The organism is Actinomadura graeca (assembly GCF_019175365.1).
GTDB classification, from domain to species: Bacteria; Actinomycetota; Actinomycetes; order Streptosporangiales; family Streptosporangiaceae; genus Spirillospora; species Spirillospora graeca.
Genome location: NZ_CP059572.1, coordinates 169,638 through 188,091, shown reverse-complemented (window position 1 = coordinate 188,091; position 18,454 = coordinate 169,638). Strand labels below are relative to the sequence as shown.

Sequence of the window (18,454 nt, the reverse complement as noted above, 5' to 3'; positions counted from 1 at the left end):
CGGTGGACGTACTGCGGCTGATCACCTCGTTCCTGCGGGCCGACCCCGCCGTGGCCGAGATCCTCGGCGAGCGCATCTACACGGTGCTGCCCAAGGACAAGACGTTCCCGCTGTGCCGCGTGATGCGGTTCGGCGGGGCGTTCACCGACTCGTCGGCCTGGCTGGACCGGGCCGACCTCCAGCTCGACGTCTGGGCCGATCGTCAGGCTCAGGTAAGCGACACGGCCAGGTGCCTTGTCGAGGCGCTCGTGTGGCGCCTGCCCGGCTCGCGTCCAGGCGGCGTGGTGACCGACTCCCGACTCACCATCTTCGCCGCCGACCTTGACCCCGAATACGAGCCGGTCAAGCACCGGGCGCGGCTCGGGCTGAGCGTCTTCGCTCACCCCTGACGCGCGCCTCGGCGGCCCTGCACGAGGGGTCTGCCCCATGCCCAGCAAGCCCAACGACATCCCCGACCTGACCAAGACCGCCGCCCTCGCCGATGCCGCCGCGAACGATGTGCCGATCATCGGCGCGTCCGGGGATCTGTGGGCCGCCCCCGCCCGCACCGCCAAGCCCGCGATCAAGGACGCGCCGCCTGCGACGTGGACCCGGCTTGGCCTGGTCGGCGAGGACGGGGTGGCGTTCGGCAACTCCCGCGACACTGCCGACATCATGGTCTGGCAGTCGCTGTATGCCGCGCGCCGCCTGACGACCTCGGTCGAGAACACCCTGAAGTTCGCCATGGCCTCGTGGTCGCGGGCGTCGATGTCGTTCGCGTTCGCGGGCGGCGCCTGGAGCGGCGACGCGGCGGCCGGTTACACCTACACCCCGCCCGCGCCCGGCTCCGAGGAGGAGCGGGCCGTGCTGCTGCGCTGGGTGGACGGCACGTTCTCCGCGCAGATCTACCTGCCGCGCACTGTGGTGTCCGAGAACGAGGACCTGACGCTCAAGCGCGACGAGGGCGCCTTGCTCGGCGTCACGGTTGCCGCGCTCGGCGAGGCCGGAGCGCCCGCCTGGCAGTTCGACAGCCTCGACGCGCGCTTCGCCCCGCCCGCCGCTCCCGACGCATGACCGCGCCGCCCCCCGGCCTGTGCGCCGGGGCGCGGCCCGCCCTGCCCACCTTCTGCCCCGCCGACTGTCCTGGCGGACCTTGAAAGAGAGAGCCCCGTGTCCTGGGTCGATGCCGACACCATCACCGCAGCCGTCAACGCCGACAACCCCGCCGAGGAAACCGGGATCACCCTGGCCGACAAGCGGTTCCCCATGCCCGCCCGGCTCCCGCTGGCCTTCCCCTACTACCTCCAGCAAGAAGACATCGCCAAGGCGCTCAGGTGCCTGTTCGGCGACCAGCTCGACGACCTGATCGAGTCCGCCGGCAACGACCTGAGCGTGGACTGGCTGCGCGCTCTGGTGGAGCAGGTCTACGGGGACGGCGCGGGGGAAGCCTCGGCCTCGTCGCGTGGCTGACGGCTGACCCCCGCCGCCGCGCCACCGCCGAGGCCGACTTCCGCCGCTTCTACGGCGCCGACCTGTCCCGGCTGGACGTCCGGCAGATCGCGGCCCTGTTCAGGGGCCTGCCGCCGGACGCGGCCTCCAACACCCCGGACGGGGCGTGGCCGGTCTCCATCGAGCTGCTCGCGCAGATCGCCGAGATCCTCCACGCCCTGTACCGCTCGCACCTGTCAGCGCACGGCGTAGCCAAGCACGAGCTACCCGGGCCGCTGCGGGTGCCCCGACCCGACCAGCCCGCCGTGCCACCGCGCCGCGCCGCCCGCTCCGCCGAGGAAGTCCAGGCGGTCATCACCCGAGCGTGGGGAGCGCCCCGTGACTAGCCCGATCGGCGCGGTCTATCTGGCCGTCCTGCCCGACCTCTCCGGCTTCGGCCGCGAGACTTCCCGGCAACTTGCCGCGCCGGTCCGCCGCGCCGCCAGCCAGGCCGGAGCCCAGGCAAGCGGCGAGCTGGGCAAGTCCGGCGGCGAGGGCGGTCAGCGGTTCGGCAGCCGCGCAGCGGCTGCCGCCAAGCCGGGACTCGGCAAGCTCAAGGGCGCCGCCACCCTCGCCGGGGCCGCCGCCGGGACGGCGCTGGCCGCTGGCGTGTCCGGGGCGCTGAGCCTGGACTCGGCCCGCGCCACCATGTCCGCCCAGCTCGGACTGACCCGCACCGAGTCCGCTCAGGCGGGGAAAGTCGCCGGGTCGCTGTACGCACGTGCCTACGGCTCCTCGCTGGAGGAGGTCTCCGGCGCGGTCACCTCGGTGATCCGCAACATCGATGGGATGCGGGGCGCGTCCCGGACGGCGCTGGAGGCCACCACGGGCCGCGCGCTCACCCTCGCCAAGGTGATGGACGCCGATGTCGGCGACACCACCCGGGCCGTCTCCCAGCTTCTTCGCACCGGCCTGGCCAAGAACGCCAGCGAGGCGTTCGACCTGATCACCAAGGGAGCCCAGCAGGGCGCCGACAAGGGCGGCGACCTGCTGGACACCGTCAACGAGTACTCCGTCCAGTTCCAAAAGCTCGGGCTGACCGGCCCGGCCGCGATGGGCCTGATTTCCCAAGCCATCAAGGCGGGCGCACGCGACAGCGACGTCGCCGCCGACGCCCTCAAGGAGTTCTCCATCCGCGCAGTGGACGGCTCCAAGACCAGCGCCGCCGGGTTCAAGGCGCTCGGCCTGGACGCCAGGCAGATGACCGCGACGTTCGCGGCGGGCGGTCCCGCCGCCGCGCAGGGCCTCCAGCTCGTCCTGTCCCGGCTGCGCGGCATCAAGGACCCCGCCGACCGGTCCGCCGCCGCCGTGGCACTGTTCGGCACCCAGGCTGAAGACCTCGGGGGCGCGCTGCTGGCGATGGACCCCAGCAAGGCCACCGCCGCTCTCGGGAACTTCCAGGGCGCCACCGACTCGGCCGGTAAGACGCTACAGAACACCTCCTCGGCCCGGTTCGAGGCGTTCAAGCGCGGGATGCAGGCCAAGGTCACCGGCGCCGTCCTCGACTACGGCGTCCCAGCCCTGAACCTGCTCCAGCGGGCCGGACAGGCGCTCAACATCTCCCCGTCCGGCCTGATCGCCACCGGCGCGGCCGTCGGCGGAATCGCCATCGGCGCCAAGGCGGTCGCCGCGACCTACGGCGCGGCCAAGACCGTCGTCGGCGGCACCACCGCCGTCCTCAAGGGCGCGGGCGGCGCGTGGAACACGCTGCGCCTGCGCGCCATGTATGCGGGCGAGACCGCCCGCAAGGCGGGCGCCATGATCAAGACGGCCGCGCTCGCCACCGTCAGGGCGGGCAAGGCCGCCTTCGCCACCGCCGTCAACCTCGGCCGAATGGCAGCCGGGTACGTCCGGACCGGCGTGGCCGCCGCCGCCTCCGCCGCGCGGCAGCTCGCCGCCGCCGCTGCGGCGGGAGTGGTGCGGCTGGCCGTGCTCTCGTGGACGGCCGCTCAATGGCTACTCAACGCCGCCATGTCCGCCAACCCGGTCGGGCTGGTGGTCCTCGCGCTGGTCGCGCTCGGGGCCGCGCTCGTGGTCGCCTGGACCCGATCGGAGACCTTCCGTGCGATCGTGATGGCGGTCTGGAACGCCATCAAGACCGGCGTCCTGCTCTCGATCGCCGTCCTGACCGCTGGCATCACCGCCGGGTGGAACTGGATCCGCAACACCACGGCGGCCGTCTGGGGCTCCATCGGCGGCGTCCTGACCGGTATCTGGAAGGTCATCTGGACCGTCGCCAAGGTCTACATAGCGATCTACCGAGCGATCTTCCTGGGCGCCTGGTGGGCGATCCGCAACGGCACTGCGGTCGCCTGGGCGGTGATCAAGGCGGTCCTGATCGGGACCTGGAAGGTCATCTGGACCGTCGCCAAGGTCTACATCGCCATCTACCGGGCGATCTTCCAGGGCGCCTGGTGGGCGATCAAGACAACAGCGTCGGTGGTGTGGGGCGCCATCAAGGGCGTCGTCCTGGGCTTCCTCGGCCAGATGCAGCGCGGCTTCTGGACCGGTGTCAGGGCGATCCAGCGCATCTGGAGCGGCATTAGGAAGGCCGCCGCCGATCCCGTGCGGTTCGTGGTGGAGACGGTCTACTCCGGCGGCATCAAGCGCATCTGGGACGCCCTGGCCGACAGGGTCGGGCTGCCCAAGCTGCCCGCCGCACCGAAGTTCGCCATGGGCGGTGTCCTGGACGGATATCGGCCCGGCCACGACTCGGTGACCGCGCTGCTGTCGCCAGGCGAAGCCGTCTTGCGGCCCGAAGCGGTCCGGTTCCTGGGGGCCGGGTGGATCCACAGCATCAACAAGGCCGCCCGTCAGGGACAGCTCACCGCCCCCGCCCGGTTCGCCAAGGGCGGCATCGTCGGCCGGATCGGCGGAGCCGTCGGCGGATTCCTTAACGAGGGTAAGGACCTGTTCGGGCGCGGCGTCGCCGCCGCCGCCCGCGCCGCGTTCACCCCGATCCTCGCCGCCGCGGAGTCGTCGGGGTTCACCAAGACCGGATTCGGCAAGCTGGTCGCCGCCCTCCCACGCACGATCGTGAACGGTGTCCTGCGGTACTTCACCCGCAACGAGAACCGGTGGCTGGCCAAGCTCGGCCCGACCAAGGTCGTGCGGGTCGCCCTCTCCCAACTCGGGCAGGGCGACCGGGGCCGCGACAACGACAACAAGTACAACGACGAGTTCGGGTGGCCTGCCGGAACCAAGTGGTGCGCCAACTTCGTGTCCTGGGTCATCAAGCACGCAGGCGCGCAAGCCGCCTACAAGGGGTACCCGACCGCCGCCGCCAGCGGCTACCTGGGAATGCGGCGCCAGCCCGGCGCACCTCGCCCCGGTGACCTTGGCATCTGGCCCGGCAGGCACATCGGGATCGTGGAGAAGCCGCACGGCATGATCGAGGGCAACCACGGCCCCCGGGTGGTCCGCACCTCCCGGATGGCGCCCGTCGTCGTACGCCCCAGCCGGTACGCCAAGGGCGGCATCGTCCGGGACGACCTGCGCGCCGTGCTCGCCCAGAACCCCGAAGACCGCAGCAGCCCCATGACCCGGCTCTATCGCGCGCTGGGGCCCGGCCTGGCCGCTAAGGCGGTCGCCGTCCTGTCCAAGCTCCAGATGTTCGGTACGGGCGGCGTCGTCACCCGTCCCACGCTGGGGCTCCTGGGAGAGGCCGGACCCGAGGCGGTGATCCCGCTGACCGCCTCGCGGGCGGTGGCCGCGCTCACCCCCGTGTCCACCACCCCGCCCCACCCCGAGCCCCGGCCTATCGGCGTGCGGGTGTTCATCGGCGACACCGAACTGCGCGACCTGGTCCGCGTCGAAATCGACCAGGCCGACGCCGAACTGTCCCGCGCGCTGTACGCGCGGGCCGTCTGAGAGGAAGGACGATGCCCGAGCTCAACGCCCCGCACCTGACGGCCGAGCCGGACCCCGATTACGGCCGAATCGTCCTCACCGCATCGGCGTTCCAGGCCGAGGCCGCGACTGTCACCGTGTGGCGGCTGGCCGCCGACGGGGCACTGCGGCCCGTCCGGTCGATGTGGCGCCTCCCGCTGTCCAGCCTTTACGCCTATCAGGCGTGGCTGGACCAGTACTCCACCTACGCGGAACTGGGCAGCGCATACCCCACCTACCAGAAGGCAATTGAGGCGATGGTTTGGCGCACGGCGTTCGGCGACGACTACGAAGCCCCTCAAGAGGTCCCCGTCCAGTACCTCGCCCGAGTCTTCGACGCGGCCGGAAGCCCCTCCAAGATGTCGCCGCCGCTCAAGGTCAACCTGCCCTACCGATGGACCTGGCTGCGCGACGTGGGCCACCCCTCCCTGAGCATCCGGGCCCACGTGCAGTCACTCCCCGAACTGGCACGCAAAGCCGACACCGGAGTCCACTACGTGCTCGGACGGCGGACCCCGATCGCCATCGCCGACGTCCGCCGCGCTGCCGAGTTCGAGCTGACCACCGCCACATTCACCCGCGCCGAGGCCGCCGCCGCCCGCACGCTGACCGACGGCACGGCCACGTTCCTCCTCCAAGGCCACCCCGACGAGGGCGGGAACCTGTACTTCCTGGCGGCCTCCGTCTCCGAGTTGCGCATCTCGCGGCTCGCCACCGAGCCCGCCCGCACCTGGACGTTCTCCGGAGTTGAGACCGAGCCGCCGCTGACCCCGCTGATCACCGAGACATCGGGGCGCAGCTATCAGGACTGGCTGAACGGCCACGCCACCTATGAGCGTGTCGTGGCTGCCTACCGCACGTACCTAGACGCGCTGCGCGCTCCCAAGACCCCGCCCCCCGACGGGGGGGAGGGACACTGATGTGGCCCGTCTCCGATCTGTTCCTGCAAGCGCTGCGCCGCCCGCATGGGATGGCGGCACGCGTCGAGCTGTGGGACGCCACCGGGAAACGACTGACCAGCGCCCTGGACGTCACCGGCGGAAGCGTCACCCTGGACCGCTCATCCGACGTCTACGCAACGTGCGAAGTAACTGCCGCACTCCTGCCGGGCGGGGCGCTGGTCGGCGCCCCCGACGTGGACCTAACCGACATCAACATCTACGGCCTGGTGCTGTGCCCCTACCGGGGCGTGCGGTTCCCCGGCGGGACCGTCGAGGAAGTCCCGCTCGGCCGCTACCTGCTGACCGAGTTCCGCACCAGCGACGGCGACCCCGAGGTGTCGCTGACCGGCGTTGCGTTCCGCGGCTACCTGAGAGACGCGCAGTTCCCCGCGCCCGTCAGCTACCCCGGGCAGCCGATCCGCCAAATCATGCTCGCGCTGATCAACGAAGGGCTTCCCGAACCCGCCCGCCCGGCCCCCTACAACCGAGACGAGTGGAACGCGCTGCCCGCGACCGTCGTCCCCGTCGGCACGGTCTTCGACAGCGATCGTCTGGCCGCGCTCGATCAGCTCGCGACCAGCCTGGGCGTGGAGTGCTTCCCCGACCGACGCGGCATCTGGCGCTTCCGGCCCGCCGCCCAGAGCGGCCCGCCCGCATGGCGGGCCGACGCCGGTCCGGACGGGGTGCTCATCCAGGCACACCAGGGCGTCAAACGTGATCAGGTGTACAACCTGATCGTCGCGCGGGGCGAGGCGACCGGATCCGACGCCCCGCCGGTCCAGGGGCAGGCCGCCATCACCAGCCCCACCTCACCCGTCAGGGTGAACGGGCCGTTCGGCGTGCGCACCCGGTTTTACTCCTCCCCACTGCTGACCACCGTCCAGCAATGCCAAGCCGCCGCCCGCACGCTGCTGGCCCGCTACAGCGTCGCCGACACCATCGTGGACGCCACCACCGTCCCCAACCCGGCGCTCGACCCCGGCGACGCCGTGCAAGTCGCCGGCACCAGCCGCATCGCCCGCACCTTCACCGTGGACGCGGTCCAGGTGCCGCTGACCCCGGACGGAACCCTCGCCCTCGCAACCCGCGAGCGCCCCAACGACGAAGGAACGGCCGATGGCCCGTGACCTCAAGCGGTGGCGCACACAGCGCGCCCTCGCCGCCGCCCTCACCCCCGGCACCACCCCGGCCCGGCCCGCAACGGCCACCGTCAAAGCGGCGAACTCGACCGCCCGGACAGCCGACATCACCTTTCACAACGGCGCCATGCCAGTCACCTGCCGCCACCTGGCCCATTACACCCCGCGCCCCGGAGACGTCGTGCTGCTCCAGTGGATCAGCGCGCACACCGCCGTCATCATCGGTGCCTACGCATAGGAGCCTCCCGCCATGGGACAGACGCCCAACTACCAGCTTCCCTACCCCGGCCTGGCCGACCCGCCGAACGTGCCCCTGCACGCCCAGCAACTCGCCGAAGCCGTCGATACCAACCTCAAGACCGCCAATGACCGTGTCGGCGGATTGAGCACCGACGTCACCAACCTCAGCACCCGCATGACCCGTGCTGAGATGGTCCTCCGGGGCAACGTCAAGGTCGTGGACCTGAACCCCACGCGGATCGTCAACAGCACCGAGATGAGCGAAGTGGTGGCGATGGCGCAGACGCTCACCATCCCGACCGCGCCCCCGGCCCACGCGACCTACTACCTCATCAACGTCGAGATGCACGTCGCCACGAACAAGCACGGAGACATGCGGCTCGGTGCCAAACTCGCAGGCCAGGATCTGTGGTACTTCGGTTTCCGCCCCGTCGGCCTGCTGAACGACGCCTCCGCGCTCGTGACCGCGACCTACCCCGTCGAGCTCGCCCGGTACAGCCCCGGCGACTATCCCCTCACCTACTGGGTCCGCAACGGCATATCCGGCGTCACGAGCGAGATCCACTCCGCCGTCCTATGGACCGCCATGGCATGAGCAGCAGCGCACCCCCTACCGGGCCCCACCGTTAGCAAGATGAGGGTCATCGGCCATTTGCGCAGGCAGCGCCCGGTATGCAAAATGGGTATGCCCCATCGGGCCTGGCGGGCATCGACTTCCACGAGCCGGCGGAGCGCGCGGCGCTGCGGGAGCGGGTCGCCTCCGAGGGCGGCGGCTGGCGGATCCCGGTGCCGGCGTTCGACCCGGAGGCCGACCCGCACAACCTCGCGGGGCTGTCGGCGGGGCAGCTGGCCATGATGCGCGAGCGGGGGACGCCGCAGCCGTTCCGGACGGCGACGCAGGCGATGCGGCGGCCGGAGCCGCTGCCGGGCGTCCCGCTGACGCTGATCGCCAGCACGTTCCCGGTCGCAGGGGTCCGGCAGCTGGCCGAGGCGGGCAATCCGGCGTTCTCGATGATGACGGGCCCGCAGTGGACCTACCGGGAGCTGCCGACCGGCCATTGGCCGATGCTGTCCAGGCCGCGTGAGCTGGCGGCGCTGCTGGACGAGGTCGCCGGTCTGGGCGGGCCCGGCCGGCGGCCGTGACGCATCGGCGGCGGTCGTGACGCGCCGCCCGTGACGCGCCGCCCGTGAGATGCGGGCCGGGACGCGGTGCCGGGGCGGATCGGGGGCCCCGGCGCCGCGTTTCAGGCGTCCGGGCGTCCGCCTCCGGCCGGGGCGTGCGGCCCGCGGCCGGGTGTGCGGCCGGGTTCTCCGCCCGGGAAGCCCGCCGGGCCGCCGTCTTCCGGAAGGCTGCCGGGGGCTTGGCGGGGGCCGCCGGGCGGGTGGCCGCGGGGTGGCGGGGGCCGGCGGGCCACGAGGGCGCGGCCGGCGCAGGCCATGAGGACGCCGATGCCCCAGCCCGCGCACGCGTCGGAGGGCCAGTGGTAGCCGAGGGCGACGACGGCCGCGGCGACCCCGAGCGCCAGGGTGTGCGCGGCGATCGTCCAGCCGCGTGACGCGCCGGCCAGCGCGGCGGCGAACAGCAGGCAGGCGGCGGCGTTGGCGGCGTGGCCGGACGGGTAGGACAGGGACCCGCCGGCGAACAGCTCGTCGCGGCCGGCGAGCGGGGGTGTCCGCGCGAAGAGCATCTGCGCGCCGCGGACGACGGCCTCGGTCGCGGCCAGCCAGAGGGCGGCGCCGAGCAGCGTCGGCAGGCTCCGGCGCCGCCGGGCGGCCACGGCGGCGGTCACCGCGACCAGGGATCCGGCGAGCCAGTACTGGCCGCCGTTGACGACCGTCCGCCACGTCCAGTGCCAGGCGCCGGTGCGCGGCGGCAGGCCGCCGGAGAACACGTCGTGGTCCAGGTGGCGGAGCGGGCCCCCGGCGAGCACGTCGAGGGTGGCCGCCGCCGTCACCACGGCGGCGGCCACCGGCAGCGTGGCGGAGGGGGCGCGGCCGGGGAGGCGCCCGCCCCCCGGCCGGGGCACCCGCATCCTTCGATCCTGCCCGACGCCGCGGCCCGTCCGCCCGAGACCCGGCTCACATCGGGGGCGGTCAGCGGCCGTAGCCGAGGCCGTGGCCGAAGGGGTAGAGGGTGGTGGCGGGGTCGTCCCTGGCGGGGACGGAGACGGGCAGGCGGCCGCGGGGGCGGAGTTCGCCGAACAGGACGGCGGCGGCCGACCGCAGCGCCTCGGCGGTCGCGGAGTAGGTGGCCAGGTAGGTGGCGGCCTCGGGGAACCAGGCGATGTCGTAGGGGTCGCGGGCGGCGATGACGACGACGGGCCTGCCGGTGGCGATGAGCGCCTTGACGAGGTTCATCTGGCCGGGGCCGTTGTGGGGGCGTTCGTCTTGGACGTCCCAGGCGCGGTTGGTGACGGCGACGACGAGGTCGCTGTGCCGGGCGGCGGCGACGGCCTGGCCGATGCGGGCGCGGGCGGGGGCGAGGCCGGTCTCCAGGACGGTCGTGGCGGCGCCGCGCCTACCGATCTCGGCGGCGAGGGTGCCGGTGGCGGTGGCGCCCCAGCCGGTGACGAGGACGTCGCGGGTTCCGGGCCGCAGCGGCAGGAGGCGGGCGTCGTTCTTGACGAGGGTGGTGGTGCGGCCGGCGGCGCGCTGCGCGGCGGCCAGGTGCGCGGGGGCGCCGACGGTGCCGTCGATCCTGGACTCGTCGGCGTAGGGGTCGCGGAACAGCCCGCGCCGTTCCTTGAGTTCCAGGATCCGGTAGAGCGACTCGTCGATGCGCCGTTCGGTGAGCTCGCCGTCGCGGACCGCGGCGGCGACGGCGGCGAGCTGCCGGGCGAACACGCCGGTGCCGGTGGCGTCGGCGGGGGGTTTGAGCAGGACGTCCGCGCCGGCCTTGAGCGCGAGGACGGGGATGCGCTCGTCGCCGTAGGCGTCGCGGACGCCCCGCATGTCGAGCGCGTCGGTGACGATGACGCCGCGGTAGCGCAGCCGGTCGCGCAGGATGCCGGTGAGGATGGGCCGCGACAGGGTGGCGGGGTCGCCGGAGGGGTCGAGGGCGGGCACGACGATGTGCGCGGTCATGATCGCGTCGGCGCCGCGGGCGATGGCCGCGCGGAAGGGCGGCAGGTCGAGGCGCTCCCATTCCTCGCGGGTGTGGCCGATGCGCGGGACGCCGGTGTGGCTGTCGGTGGTGGTGTCGCCGTGGCCGGGGAAGTGCTTGACGGTGGGCGTCACTCCCCCGGCGCGGTAGCCGTCGATCTGCGCGGTGACCATCCGCGCCACCAGCGCGGGGTCGGATCCGAAGGAGCGGACGCCGATGACGGGGTTGGCCGGGTCGGCGTTGACGTCGGCGTCGGGCGCGTAGTCCTGGTTGACGCCGAGGGCGCGCAGTTCCCGCCCGGTGATGCGGGCGAGGGTCTCGGCGTCGCCGGGGCGGCGTCCGGCGGCCAGGGCCATGGCCCCGGGCGACTGGGTCGCCGGCGGCGGGACGCGGGCGACGATGCCGCCTTCCTGGTCGGTGGCGATCGTGGCGGGGATCGGGACGCGCTGGGCCATCGCGGCGCGCTGGATGCCGTTGGAGAACGCGGCGAGCTGGCGGGGGCCTTCGACGTTGGCGGGGTCGGCGGAGTAGTACAGGAATCCGCCGGGCCGGTAGCGGGCGATGACCTGCGCGGCGTTGTCGACGCCGTAGAGGCGGCGGTTGGCGGCGACGGCGGCGGGGTCGGTGGTGTCGGCGCTGGTGCCGTGCACCTGCAGGACGAACAGCTGCGCGATCTTCTCGCGCAGGGTCAGGGACCGCACGATGCGCTGCAGCCTGGGGTCCTTCCCGTGCGCGGGCGCCCCGGCGGCGTGCGGGGCGGCCGCCGCGGTGACGGCGAGCGCCGCGGCGGCGAGCCCGGCGAGGCACCCGTGGCGGCGTGCGCGGGGACGGTACACGACGGCTCCCTCCGCCCCCCGGACGGCCACCGGAAACGATCAAGGTCTCTTCCGGCACGGTAGCCCGGCGCGGGGGCCCCGTCCATGGCAAGGGTCGACGACACGCCCAGGGCGCGCTCTGGACTCGGCAAAGAGGCCCCCCGGTGGCGGGCGCGGGGATCGCCGCGGGAATGGCCCCGGCGATGGCTGGGGGCGATGACTGGGGGCGATGGCTCGGGGCGATGGCTCGGGGCGATGGCTCGGGGCGATGGTGCGGGGCGCGGCCGGGGTCAGCGCCGTCGCGGGCGCCGCCACCAGCCCGGCCGGGTCCAGGGCCGGCGCCGGGGCCGGACGGGTTCGGTGAGGTGGTGCTCCTCGATCTCGTAGCGGCGGATGTAGGCGGCGGCGAACGCCTGGACGCTGGCGCCGAACGGCAGCGCCAGCAGCGCGCCGACGGGGCCGACGACCGCGACGCCGGCGAGCACGAGCCCGAACGCGACGGCGGGGTGCATGTCCAGGGTCCGGGCGGTGATGCGCGGCTGGAGGAGGTAGTTCTCCAGCTGCTGGTAGGCGGTGATGAACAGCAGCATCCACAGCGCCGTGGAGGGGCCCTTGGTGAGCGCGATCAGCACGGGGACCGCGCCGGCGAGGTAGGTGCCGACGGCGGGGATGAACTGCGACACCACGCCCACCCACAGCGCCAGGGTCAGCGCGTAGGGCACGCCCAGCCCGGCCATGGCGATGTAGTGCGCGACGGCGGAGATCATCGCCAGCAGCGCGCGGGAGTAGATGTAGCCGCCGGTCTTCTCCACGGCGATCTCCCAGGCCCACAGCACCTGGCGCTGGCGGCGGGGCGGGAGCACCGAGCAGACCGTCCGGCGGAACTGGGGTCCCTGCGCCGACAGGTAGAAGGTGAACAGCAGCATCCCGAGCAGCTTGAACACCACGCCGAACGCGGTGGCGCCGATCCCCCACACGTTCCCGGCGATCGCCGACAGGTGCCGCGAGACCTGCTCGGTCACGGTCGGCAGCCGCTGGAACACGGTGTCGCGTGACAGGTTGGTCCCGAACGTGGCGTTGACCCAGTCGATGACCTGCCGGACGTATCCGGGGAACCCGTCGATGAGGTTGGTGCTCTGGGTGGCAAGCAGCGAGCCGATCCCGCCGATGAACGCGGCGGTGAACGCCGCGATGACCAGGAACATCAGGCCGGTGGCCCAGCCGCGCCGCCAGCCGTGCGCGGCCAGCCGGTTGACGGCGGGTTCGATCGCGAAGGCCAGGAACAGCGAGGTCAGCAGCAACAGCAGCAGCTCGCGCAGCCGCTCGACCAGCCACACCCCGGCCACGAACAGCAGGACGGTGCCGCCGGCGAGCAGGAACGCCTTCGGCAGCCAGGGCGGCATCCGGCGCGGGTCGGGGTGGCCGGGGTCCGCCGCGGCGGGCGGGCCGGGTCCCTCTGGCGGGGCGCCGCCGGCGATGGTGGCGCCGGAGGGTGCGCCGTCCGGCGCGGTTCCGCGCGGCGGCGCGCCGGCGTGCGCGGCGCCGCCGGGCGCGTGCGCGGGCCGGTCGCCGGGCGTCTGCGGCATGCCCGCACGCTAACCGCGGCAGCGCGTCCCGCCCGCCGGTACGCCCTGCGGGGGAGGCAACCTTTGCCGAGACTTCAGCAGCGGCGCCTCGGGCCCGGCCCGGGAAGAATTCCGGGCGGGGACGTCGAGGCCGGGGGCGGCGGCTCCGTCCTCTGGGGTGAGGCGCCCGGACGGGGCGCGCACGCGAAGGCGCCGGGAGGCGCGCAGACGCCGGGGAAGGAGCGGGCATGGGACGTCCTGTGGTGCATTTCGAGGTCATCGGCAATGATCCGGAGAGGTTGCGGGGGTATTACGGGGAGCTGTTCGGGTGGGGGTTCCAGGTCGGGGACGCCGCCAGCGAGGCGGTGTCGCGGCCGGGCGCCTACGGGTTCGTGGAGCCGGGGCAGGCGGGCATCGCCGGCGGTGTCGGCGGCGGCGAGGGGTATGAGCGCAACGTCCTGTTCTATGTGGGGGTGGACGATGTGGAGGAGGCGCTGCGGCGGGCCGAGAGCCTGGGCGGCACGCGCCTGATGGGCCCGGAGCCGGAGTCGGGAGGGGACTTCGCGGTGGGGCATTTCACCGATCCGGAGGGCAATCTGATCGGCGTCGCCGGTCCCCCTGCGGGGGCCGCGCCGGCGGGGGGCGTGAGGGAGGGGACGCGATGAAGTACCTGCTGCTGATCTACGGCAATCCCGAGAACTGGGAGCACCCGCTGTTCCTGCGGCATCCGGATTTCCTGGCGCTGCCGCCGGAGGAGCGGGAGGCGCTGGCGGCGCGGGGCGAGGCGCTGCTGGAGGAGATCCGCGGGTCCGGTGAGCTGGTCGAGGGGGTGGCGCTGGCCGATCCGGTGAACAGCCGGACGGTGCGGGTGCGCGGCGGTGTCCCGGCGGCCACCGACGGCCCTTACCTGGAGTCCAAGGAGCAGCTCGCCGGGTATTTCGTGGTGGACTGCGAGGGCCCGGAGCGGGCGGCGGAGATCGCGGCGCGGTTCCCCGACGCGCGGCTCGGCGCGGTGGAGGTGCGCCCGATCATGGACATGTCGGGCCAGGAGATGTGAGCGCGGGCGCCGGGGTGGAGGACCTGCTGCGCGAGCTGGCGCCGCGGGTCCTCGCCGCGCTGGTGCGGCACCGCGGGAACTTCGAGACCGCCGAGGACGCGGTGCAGGAGGCGCTGCTGCGGGCGGCGACGCGGTGGCCGCGGGACGGGCTGCCCGACCGTCCGGACGCGTGGCTGGTCACGGTCGCCTCGCGGCGGATGACCGATCTGCTGCGCAGTGAGGCGGCGGGGCGGCGGCGGGAGGAGGCGGCGGCCGCGCGGGTCCCGGCGGACGCGCTGGTGGCGCCGCCGGCCGACGCGGGCGCGGCGGGGGACGACACGCTGGCGCTGCTGCTGCTGTGCTGCCATCCGAGCCTGACCCCGGCGTCGCAGGTGGCGTTGACGCTGCGGGCGGTGGGCGGGCTGACGACGGCGGAGATCGCGCGGGCGTTCCTGGTGCCGGAGGCGACGATGGCGCAGCGCATCGGCCGCGCCAAGCAGCGCGTGCGGGCGGCGGGGGCGCGGTTCGCGATGCCGCCGCCGGCGGAGCGGGCCGGGCGGATGCGCTCGGTCCTGCACGTGCTGTACCTGGTGTTCAACGAGGGGTACACGGCCAGTTCGGGGCCGGATCTGCAGCGCGCGGACCTGACGGGCGAGGCGATCCGGCTCGCCCGGGCCATGCGGGGGCTGCTGCCCGGTGACGGGGAGGTGGCGGGGCTGCTGGCGCTGATGCTGCTCACCGACGCGCGGCGGCCGGCGCGCACGGGCCCGGGCGGCGGGCTGGTGCCGCTCGCCGAGCAGGACCGCGGCCTGTGGGACCGGGCGGCGATCGCGGAGGGCACCGCGCTGGTGGCGCGGAGCCTGGCGGGCGGGAGGGCCGGCCCGTACCAGGTGCAGGCGGCGATCGCGGCGGTGCACGCGGAGGCGGGGCGGCCCGAGGACACCGACTGGCCGCAGATCGCGGCGTTGTACCGGCTGCTGGAGGGGCTGGACCCCAGTCCGGTGGTGACGCTCAACCGGGCGGTGGCGGTCGCGATGGCGCGGGGTCCGCGGGAGGGGCTGGCGGTGCTGGGGACGGTGGAGGAGGAGCTGGCGGGGCATCACCGGCTGCATGCCGTCCGGGCGCATCTGCTGGAGATGGCGGGTGAGGGCGGGGCGGCCCGGGAGGAGTTCCGGGTGGCGGCGCGGCTGACGGTCAGCCTCCCCGAGCAGCGGTACCTGCGGGCCCGCGCGTCGCGGCTCGGGGGGTGAGGTTCAGCCGGAGGATCCAGGCCCAGTCGTCGAGCACGCTCTCCCAGTCGGGCTCACCTCTGGGGATTACGCGTCCGGTTGCGGGGCGGGTCCCGGGCCGGGCCCCGGTGGGGGCGGCGCGGGGGCGTTCGCCGGGGGTGTCCTCCGGGTGGTGCATCGTTTCCCTCCGTACGGCGCCGGGAGCGGGTGGGCCCACAGATCAGGGAACGGGAGGGCGCGGGAACATCGGCCCGGGGGCCGATGTATCCCGGCGTCCCCTCGGCCTGCTGTGAGCATGGGAGGAGGGGCCCCGCCGGACGGGGCCGTCCTCGGCGGGACGCCGCGGGGGCGGGGGGACAGGTGGCCGGCGCCTCGTCAGGCTCAGTATCGTTGAACAGACGATGCCCGAGATCTGGAATCAGGGTTCTGCCTGAGGTGCCCGGCACAGTTCCCGTGGCTCCGATTCAAGTGGGTGGTGCTCCCCCGGGGCAACCCTTTTTACGGATCGCCCCGGGATCAGCGTGCGAACAGCGACGCGTAGACGGTGCGGTCCCCGCCGGTGACGATCTGCCCGGCGAGGTGCGGGCCGGTGACGGTGGACAGCCGCAGGTCCAGGTAGCGGTCCTCCTCCTGGACGTCGACGGGGCCCGCGGGGGCGTCGGCGAGCCATCCGGCGATCTCGGCGATGCGGCCGGAGCGGTCGCGGTCCAGGGCGCCGCGCAGCCCGGCCAGGCCCGCGGCGTCGTAGGGGACGGCGGGGGGCGGCTCGGGCTCGGCGTGCCAGGCGGCGGCGCCGTAGGCGAAGCAGACCAGCGCGGCCCACATCTCGGCGAAGTAGGCCGGGTCGGGGGCGATCTCCAGGCCGGCGAACCGGCCGGCGAGGAAGAACAGGGCGCCGACCTGGCCGGGCTGGAGTTCCAGGCGGCTCTGGAACTGGGTCAGCACGGGCCTCTGGCGGGACAGGATCTGCTCCAGGTGCCCGCGCCGCGGCAGCCCGTACCGGGCGTTCAGCTCGGCGATGTCGGCCCACAGCTTGCTGTAGCCGTGGACGCCGCGCAGTTCCAGGGCGCGGGCGCGCAGCTCGGCGGGCAGCACGAAGAACCACTGGTCGCCGCCGGTGAGGTAGCCGCCCTGGCTCTCCTGGACGCAGCAGGCGTCGTCGAAGCGCAGGGTCTGCCCGGCGGCCAGGAACGCCGACCGGCACAGGGCGTGATTCTGGGCGTGGTCCTGGATGTAGCCGATGTGCAGCGGCACGATGGCCACCCCGGACGGGGCGCCATTGGTCAGCTCGACCTGCCCGTACCCGACGACCCGCGACAGCTTCAGGCCGGTGCGGGGCGGGACGAAGCCGGGGTGGGCGGGCCCGGAGATCGGGACCATGGTCAGCGCGCCCGCCTGCTGCGGGGTGCCGAGGCGGTGCCCGGCGAGGCTGAGGGGCCCGGGGACCAGCGTGTCGAGCGCCGTCATGTGGGTCACGGTGCTCCTTCCTTCCGTGCGGGGTCGTGCCTTGTACGTGCCTTGTACGTGCCTGCGGGTCGTGCCTGCGGGGTCGTGTGCGCCGGTTGCGGGGGCGCCGCCGCCGGGTGCGGGCTCGCGGGCCGCCCCCCGCGTCCGCCGGTGCGGCGCCCCGGCGGGGGCGGCGCGGGCGGGCGCGGGGTCAGGCGGCCAGGCCGGGGGCGAGCGCGTCGGCGCGCCGGTCGAGGTCGTCCAGGCGGGCGCGCAGCGCGGCGCGCAGCCAGGGCGCGCCGGCGGCGCAGTGCCCGAGCATCCAGGGCAGCAGCTCGGCGAAGTCGTCCTGGTGCCAGAACCCGCGCTGGGGCAGGGACGGCGCGGGACGGCGCAGGGCCAGGTCGTCGCTGCCGGTGAACAGGGCGTGGCACAGCACCACGGGGGTGGTGACGCCGGCGCGGGGCAGCGTGGCGGCGACGCGGGCGAGGTCGCCGGGGAACAGGTTCTCGTAGCCGTCGGTGACGACGGCGACGAGGTCGGGCCCGGTGCCGAGCGCGTCCAGGACGCCCATGGCCAGGTCGGTGGCGCCGCGCGGGGCGCGCTCGTCCCCGCCGACCTCGACGACCTCCAGCCGGGCGCACACCTGCGACAGCACCATGCGCAGCGCGGCGGCCTGCGACAGCACCGCCCATTCGCGGGTGCCGTAGCCGCGCATGGACGCCGAGGCGTCCAGGACCAGGGCGACCGTGCCGTCGAAGCGGGGGAACGCGGCGGCGGCGGCGTCGACGTACCGGCCGAGCGCCTCGTACAGCGACTCCGACGGCCCGCCCCGGTACAGGTGGACGAGGGTCGCGGCGATGTCGCCGCGGTTGGTGGCGGTGACGGTGGGCGGGCGGTCGCGGGCGGTGTCCAGGGCGAGCGCGGGCCCGGGCGGCGCGGCGGCTCCGCCCGTCCCGGCGTCGTAGAGCGCGCGGATGCGGGCGGGCGCGGCGTGCGGGCGGGTGAGGAAGCGCAGCAGCCGCCGCTGCAGGTAGTCCGAGGCGGTGTCGCCGTCGGCGATGCGCCGGGCGCAGCCGCGTGCGGTGGCGGTGCCGAGCGCGTGCTCGAAGCAGTCGACCAGCGCGGGGCGGCGCGCGGCGATGAGCGCGTCGGCGCCGGGGTGCTCCAGGACGAACCGCAGCGCGATGCGGGTGGTGTGCTTGTGGTTGGCGCGCAGGCGCCGCAGCCCGAGCAGGACGGTGATGACGTGCGCGGGCGGCAGGCCGAGGGTCAGGACGCGGGCGGTGCGGTGCAGGACGGCGCGGGTCGCCTGGTCCAGGCCGGCCTGGGAGGCGTTGAGCACCTGCAGCAGCACGCGGGCGCGCTGCCAGGGCCGCACGCCCGGGGCCAGGCCGAGCAGCGCGTAGCCCTCGGGGTCGTCGGTGTGGGCGGCGCGGTGCAGGTCCGCGTCGTCCCAGCGCAGGGTGCCGCCCCGTGGCAGGGTGAGGGGGGTGTCGTGGGTCTCCAGGTGGGCAAGGAGCGTGGGGGTGTCCATGATTGTTCGCCTCCGCAATCATGGAGTGTAGGAATCGCCGGGAGTGCC

General features: G+C 74.2%; 17 protein-coding genes. 12 read left to right on the top strand and 5 right to left on the bottom strand.

Translation table 11 applies throughout. The annotated features are described in order from the left end of the window. Nucleotides 1-2: 2 nt before the first annotated feature. From gp17 to AGRA3207_RS00820, 9 genes are all read left to right on the top strand, one after another. Nucleotides 3-389: a tail completion protein gp17 gene (gene gp17 / locus AGRA3207_RS00860; protein ID WP_231332625.1), complete on the top strand. Its 387-nt coding sequence runs from the start codon at nt 3-5 to the stop codon at nt 387-389. A gap of 37 nt (nt 390-426) precedes the next feature. Further along, nucleotides 427-1,053: a phage tail tube protein gene (locus tag AGRA3207_RS00855; protein ID WP_231332624.1), complete on the top strand. Its 627-nt coding sequence runs from the start codon at nt 427-429 to the stop codon at nt 1,051-1,053. Nucleotides 1,054-1,149: 96 nt separating this feature from the next. Next, nucleotides 1,150-1,449: a hypothetical protein gene (locus AGRA3207_RS00850; protein ID WP_231332623.1), complete on the top strand. Its 300-nt coding sequence runs from the start codon at nt 1,150-1,152 to the stop codon at nt 1,447-1,449. A 357-nt stretch (nt 1,450-1,806) separates the two neighbouring features. Next, on the top strand, nt 1,807-5,337 hold the full coding sequence (locus AGRA3207_RS00845) for a phage tail tape measure protein (protein WP_231332622.1): 3,531 nt from the start codon (nt 1,807-1,809) through the stop codon (nt 5,335-5,337). An 11-nt stretch (nt 5,338-5,348) separates the two neighbouring features. Then, on the top strand, nt 5,349-6,275 hold the full coding sequence (locus AGRA3207_RS00840) for a hypothetical protein (protein WP_231332621.1): 927 nt from the start codon (nt 5,349-5,351) through the stop codon (nt 6,273-6,275). Next, a complete protein-coding gene (locus AGRA3207_RS00835) occupies nt 6,275-7,423 on the top strand; it encodes a DUF5047 domain-containing protein (RefSeq protein ID WP_231332620.1) in 1,149 nt (382 codons plus the stop codon). Before AGRA3207_RS00840 ends, AGRA3207_RS00835 begins: the two co-directional genes overlap by 1 nt. Beyond that, a complete protein-coding gene (locus tag AGRA3207_RS00830) occupies nt 7,413-7,673 on the top strand; it encodes a hypothetical protein (RefSeq protein WP_231332619.1) in 261 nt (86 codons plus the stop codon). The genes AGRA3207_RS00835 and AGRA3207_RS00830 overlap by 11 nt, the downstream gene beginning before the upstream one ends. Nucleotides 7,674-7,685: 12 nt before the next feature. Beyond that, nucleotides 7,686-8,270, top strand: coding sequence for a hypothetical protein (locus AGRA3207_RS00825; protein ID WP_231332618.1), 585 nt, complete (start codon nt 7,686-7,688; stop codon nt 8,268-8,270). 77 nt (nt 8,271-8,347) lie between these two features. Further along, nucleotides 8,348-8,818, top strand: coding sequence for an alpha/beta fold hydrolase (locus AGRA3207_RS00820; protein WP_231332617.1), 471 nt, complete (start codon nt 8,348-8,350; stop codon nt 8,816-8,818). A 101-nt stretch (nt 8,819-8,919) separates the two neighbouring features. Here the strand turns inward: AGRA3207_RS00820 and AGRA3207_RS00815 are convergent, their stop codons facing one another. The 3 genes from AGRA3207_RS00815 to AGRA3207_RS00805 all read right to left on the bottom strand — a co-directional run bounded on the left by AGRA3207_RS00815 (nt 8,920) and on the right by AGRA3207_RS00805 (nt 13,179). Further along, nucleotides 8,920-9,708: a phosphatase PAP2 family protein gene (locus AGRA3207_RS00815; protein ID WP_231332616.1), complete on the bottom strand. Its 789-nt coding sequence runs from the start codon at nt 9,706-9,708 to the stop codon at nt 8,920-8,922. A gap of 61 nt (nt 9,709-9,769) precedes the next feature. Next, nucleotides 9,770-11,614: a glycoside hydrolase family 3 protein gene (locus AGRA3207_RS00810; protein ID WP_231332615.1), complete on the bottom strand. Its 1,845-nt coding sequence runs from the start codon at nt 11,612-11,614 to the stop codon at nt 9,770-9,772. Between the two features lie 269 nt (nt 11,615-11,883). Then, nucleotides 11,884-13,179, bottom strand: coding sequence for an AI-2E family transporter (locus AGRA3207_RS00805; RefSeq protein WP_231332614.1), 1,296 nt, complete (start codon nt 13,177-13,179; stop codon nt 11,884-11,886). Between the two features lie 227 nt (nt 13,180-13,406). Here AGRA3207_RS00805 and AGRA3207_RS00800 point away from each other — a divergent pair, with 227 nt between their 5' ends. From AGRA3207_RS00800 to AGRA3207_RS00790, 3 genes are read left to right on the top strand one after another with little or no spacing between them, the layout of a single operon-like run. After that, the gene (locus AGRA3207_RS00800) at nt 13,407-13,823 is read left to right on the top strand and encodes a VOC family protein (RefSeq protein WP_231332613.1); all 417 of its coding nucleotides are present in this window, start codon (nt 13,407-13,409) and stop codon (nt 13,821-13,823) included. Further along, nucleotides 13,820-14,215 (top strand): YciI family protein, encoded by a 396-nt coding sequence (locus AGRA3207_RS00795; protein ID WP_231332612.1) that lies wholly within the window; start codon nt 13,820-13,822, stop codon nt 14,213-14,215. Before AGRA3207_RS00800 ends, AGRA3207_RS00795 begins: the two co-directional genes overlap by 4 nt. Continuing rightward, entirely contained in the window at nt 14,212-15,444 is a 1,233-nt protein-coding gene (locus AGRA3207_RS00790) for an RNA polymerase sigma factor (protein ID WP_231332611.1), read from the top strand. The genes AGRA3207_RS00795 and AGRA3207_RS00790 overlap by 4 nt, the downstream gene beginning before the upstream one ends. Before the next feature lie 495 nt (nt 15,445-15,939). Here the strand turns inward: AGRA3207_RS00790 and AGRA3207_RS00785 are convergent, their stop codons facing one another. Beyond that, the gene (locus AGRA3207_RS00785; RefSeq protein ID WP_338028292.1) at nt 15,940-16,890 is read right to left on the bottom strand and encodes an ARPP-1 family domain-containing protein; all 951 of its coding nucleotides are present in this window, start codon (nt 16,888-16,890) and stop codon (nt 15,940-15,942) included. A 190-nt stretch (nt 16,891-17,080) separates the two neighbouring features. Continuing rightward, entirely contained in the window at nt 17,081-18,406 is a 1,326-nt protein-coding gene (locus AGRA3207_RS00780) for a hypothetical protein (protein WP_231332609.1), read from the bottom strand. Nucleotides 18,407-18,454 lie beyond the last annotated feature (48 nt).